Origin of the sequence: uncultured Megasphaera sp. (genome assembly GCF_958350005.1) — a bacterium.
In the GTDB taxonomy this organism is placed as follows: domain Bacteria; phylum Bacillota; class Negativicutes; order Veillonellales; family Megasphaeraceae; genus Megasphaera.
This window is the reverse complement of record NZ_CATWFF010000149.1, coordinates 1-4,900: the sequence shown is the minus strand read 5'-3', so window position 1 is coordinate 4,900 and position 4,900 is coordinate 1. Positions and strand designations below refer to the sequence as shown.

At 52.0% G+C, this 4,900-nt stretch carries 1 protein-coding gene and 1 pseudogene; one reads left to right on the top strand and one right to left on the bottom strand.

The window, feature by feature from the left end; translation table 11 throughout:
* A pseudogene (locus tag Q3886_RS08340) lies at positions 1-248 on the top strand (hypothetical protein); the annotation flags it as partial.
* Positions 249-401: 153 nt separating this feature from the next.
* On the opposite strand, the gene Q3886_RS08335 reads toward Q3886_RS08340, so the two are convergent.
* Positions 402-4,900, bottom strand: a 4,499-nt coding sequence (locus tag Q3886_RS08335; RefSeq protein WP_301860899.1) for a TonB-dependent siderophore receptor, incomplete at its 5' end; no start/stop codon positions are given.

Here is a 4,900-nt window from a genome sequence, read left to right as displayed (position 1 = left end):
TCGTCCTGGGCCAGACCTTTCTGGAAAAGAATGTCGGCTTTGCGTCCGGCGTTACTCTAGGCCTGACGACGACCATTGGCGGACTCTGCTCCCCTGTCGTCGGCTGGGCTGCTGACCAGTGGGGCGTTTCTGCAGCCCTGCAGATTCTCTGGATAGCTGCCATTATCGGCACGCTCTTCGCCTTCCTCGTACCGACACCAAAACCACACAGAAAACCCTGTCCCATACACAGGCATAATGCCGTATAGATACACAAAACCCCGCCAGGGGCAGACAGCGCACATGCTGTTTGCCCCTGGCGGGGTTGTTGTATCTATCACACAGCGCTCCGGCCAGAAAGGGAGATTGTCTATCGTATGAGCAGGACCGGAGGGCTGGCGTGAACGCGAAGATAGGGGATGTTAGAACTTAAACGTGGCCTGGAGGCGAGTGTAGTCGCCGAGCTCGAAGTGTTCCGATCCGTACAGCGTGTCCCGCGTGCCAATGCCTTTGGCGCCGAACGTATAGAACGCTTCCAGGAGCACGTCTTTGGCCGGTACATAGCCGCCGCCGATGGTAAAGGACTTGATGCCGTCCAGGTAGCGGTCCGGCACGCCTTCCGTACCGTTGCCGCCGAAGAAGGAGCCGTGTTCAAAGTACTTGTAGTCGGCAAAGGCATTCCAGCTGCCCGGCACATCCGTATCGGCCCTGCCGATGTCAAAGCGCACCGTCCAGAACCGCGGCGTTCCGCCCATGGTGCGGCCGTCGATGGAAAAGTCTGACGTCCCGGCTGTATGGGTGTAGATGGTAGAGCCATTCATGAAGCGGCCAAAATCGGTCCGGTTCTGGCCCCAGTCGAAGGAGATCGATGCATTCCGGCCGAAGCGGTACCTGGCACCCAGGCCGATGACGTTGGCCAGTTCATCGAAAGATGCCGTATTGTTGAGGTCCGCTCTCCGTTCGTCAGCATAGCGGATGGAATGAGTATCGTCGCCCAGGGAGCGGAGATACCAGGCCTGAACGCCGAAATTATCGCCAAACTGGTGCTTGGCCTGGACAAAGGCCGCCCGTTCAATAGACGGAATCTGATCCTGTACGATGACGGTCCCCATAAACGTTCCCAATCCCAGAAACGGCAAGGTTTCGGTAAAATCAGACAGCTCCTCACCAAGACGCCAGTTATTATACACAAGCTTCAACACTTTCACTGCATTCTGGCTCAGGGAGCTGTGCAGATCATAGCGATCTTTACGAATCCATGCTACACCGCCATCGTTGGAATAAGAATAGGTAGCGTACTGCTGCTGCAGGGACTTGTCCCACATAGACTGTACAGCCTGCTTCTGCGCTTCTTCAGGAGTTAACTTCTGTATGATGTCCTCTTTGAAGTCCAATACTTTATAACTGTTGCCCCCTAGTTCATAAAGGCTTTCGCTGCCGGTGTACTTGCCATATCCATAGAATTCCGATGTATACTGATAAGTTCCGCCAGGAAGAACGTATTCCTCACTATAGTCAATGCCAGGTACAACAAGTTCTGTCTTCTCCGCTATGGTACTATTTTGTTCAAATGATGGCGCTGCGTTCTGCCATACTTCAGTACCTACCGTTTCCAGATAGGCCTGATCAAAGAGCTGCCCGTACGTAATGTTCTTGTCAGCCGACAGTTCAACAGGCGACAAGTATGTGCCAACAACCGTACTGCCGTCTGCACTGTACACGGTAATCTTCTGCCAGGCAAAGGTATTGTTCAATGTCACAGCAACGGGCTCGGACAAGGCAGTCTGCAGAGTTTCGTACTGGGCTGTATCTTTTTCTTTCAGTACCTGCAGATACGAGTCGATAATCTGTTTTTCTTCTGCCAGGGAGGTCGCTTTCTGCAGTTTCTGATATAAGCCTTCATAGCCATCACTAGCTAGTTCACCGTTCCAGTATCCCTGTTTATCATTACCATGATTAACATCGTCAGTCGGAGCAAATCCCAGCCATTCATCTTTTGTTACGTATTTCTGGAAGGTAGTCCGCGTGGCATGGGTATAGGCCGAATCTGTAATGCCTGTAGAGACACTGAAGTCACCGTAGCCCAGGCGGACCTGGGTATTGCCGCTGGTCCATACGGCCCGGGCGCCGTCGTATTCCTTGCCAAACCAGTAGCCCGTCACGCCCATGGGTTCGGTCAGGCGTCCTATGGAAAAGTCCCATTTGTTTGCATGCTGCGTAATATCTATGTTGTCCAGGCGCTGGTGATTCAGTCCCTTTGAGTCGCTGACGTCGTGCATCGTGTCGACGCCGGTCATGCCGGAGGCACTGCCGAGAATTTTCACATTTGTGTTTTCACCAATGCGGGCGTCCAGGCCCAGGCGCAGGCGCTGTTCAAAACCGTGTTCTGCTTTTTCCAGGTAGTTCTTATAGGCTGAACCGACGCTGGCTGTCGGCGTCACCCGGGCTTCGGACGCTTTGATTTCACCGGTAAAGGAATTCCAGCGGGCCCGGTAATCGCCAATGACTTCGACGCCTGGTTCTTTTTCCGTATCAAAGGGCTTCTGAATGAACCAGTCCGTATCCAGCGGCTTCGTCGTATCTTCGACGACAGCCTTGCCGGCAGCCTTATCCAGCTCTTTTTCCAGCGTTTCGCCGCCAGGACCAAATTTCAGGTTTACGCCGAACTTGTAGACCCGTTCCATAAAGGCCTGATCGTCGTCGCGGTGGTTAAACAAATTATCTACGCCTACATAGACGGTCGAATCCTTGTCGATCTGTTTGGACAGGAGGAAATTCCACAGGCCGAAGGTCTTCTTCTGATACGTCCAGTCCGACTTGTCTTTGAAGAAATAATGAACCGTATGGTCATCGGATTCCATATAGTTGCCGTTATTGCTGATGGCATTGCTGTCCAGCATATGAATGTAGTAATCACCCCACAGAGATGCCGTCCAGCCGGCATTTTCATAGGTCACGCCAATATCCACCTTATGCTGAGGCTTGTCCAGGAGCTGGTCCGGCATATCGGGATCACTCTTGTTGACGGCGTGTAGGTACGTATAACCCAGCTTGCCGCTCCAGTGTTTATTGAAGCGATGGTTGATTTCCGCTTCGACGCCGGTGATTTCGGCTTCGCCAATATTTTTAAAGCTGTAAATCATATCAGGCGGCTGAATAAATTTAAGCGTACTGGCGCCAGGATGGAAATCCATAATTTCGCCTGTAAAGTACGTCGTCATGTAGTCATCGATTTTATTGTGGAATACGTTAAGCCGTGCCGACGTATTGCCGTTTTCCCCTTCAATGCCGATGTCGAAGTTGACTGATTTTTCCGGCTTCAGATCGGGATTGCCAATCCAGTAATAGCCCAGCTTGCCAATGGCTTCCCCGACAGGGGTACCGCTGTACATTTCCCAGTTATAGTAGAGTTCCCCCATGCCTGGTTCCGTATAGCCAGTGCCGACGTTGGCTTTAAAGCGGCGATGCTGATTGCCGCCCAGATTATGGGTCAGACCCAGGTTAAAAGTCGCATTGGTTCCAAAGAGGTCACTGTGATCCAGGCGAAGCAGCGGCGAAAGAATCGTGTCGTCATTGACCTGCCACGTATCGCCGATGTAGAAGTGGTGTTTCTTGATCTCTGCTCTGCCGCTGGTAATCCGGTTATCCCGGTATGACGAATCGCCGTAGGTCTGGCCATTAAAGGATAAATTCATCAACGGGCCACGAATAGGATCATTTTTCATAGGTGGTTCATAATATTTCGCCACCATGTAAGCATCATCAATTTGTCCAGCTTTCCAGTATTCTAACATCATATTCTGACTATTACGCGCGTCACTGGCCATTTGGGCCACGAAGGTATGCAGATTGGTTTTCTGCGTTGTCGTGAGTCCATCTATGCCCAATTTTTTCAAATCCTGATAATCTTCGTACGTAAAGATAGGTTTTACATCGCCATAGTGTTCCTTGTCCCAGTCGATCTGCGGTATGCCGTTGACGTATTTGATGGCATAATCGTGAATCGTCGAAGCCGGCCAGACACTGGTTCCGAACATATTTTTCTCATCGATCAGGTTCTTATCATAATCCCAGGGATCAATATAGCGGGTCGTCGTTTCCGGAGCGCTCTTGAGACGGCTCCCTTCCCCCGTTTCCTTCGTATAACCAAATCCATAGGTCAGCAAATGATCATCGTTCAGCTGTGTATTGGCGGACGCACTGACATTCCACTGTTTGTGTTCCAGGTCATCGACGTAGTTCAGCGTATTGTGACCGGTCAGCGAATCGTTGGCATAGTAATTGGTCAGCGTAATATCGTCTTCGTTCATCTTGGCATAATTGACGTCTACGTGCCAGTCTGTGCTGCCGCCGTTGTTGCCTTTATAAGACAAACGGTACGTATTGCGGTCTACATCGCGCTTGTAATGAATCTGCGGAATCCCGGCGTCATTGCCGTGCTTGACATATCGTTCCATATCTTCACTGGTTTTATCCATGCTGAAGTCGATGGTGTTTCGGTCGTTCAGATCGACAGAGCCCATAAAACCGATGTTTTTAATGTCGCCGTAATAACGCAGGGAATTGCGTATGCTGCGGCCGCCCTGCTGCGCATCGCCCGCTCCATCCATGGGATCGCCAAGGAATCCGGAAAAGGATGTCGTACTGTACACGGGCAGGATTTCCCGCTTGCTGCCGTACACGCTGAACCGGGCCTTGCCGACCTGCCCCGAATCGGCACGGAGGAAGAAGTTCTGATAGGGGAACAGATCGCCGTCCCCTTTCGTCCGCCGTCCTTCGGCATTGACCTGCAGGCCCGGCGTCTTGGCCGCCTTCTTGGTCACGACGTTGATGACGCCGCCAATGGCGTCCGAGCCGTACTTGGCACTGGCTGCGCCCTGAATGATTTCGATGTGGTCCACGTTTTCCGTACCCAGCCGCT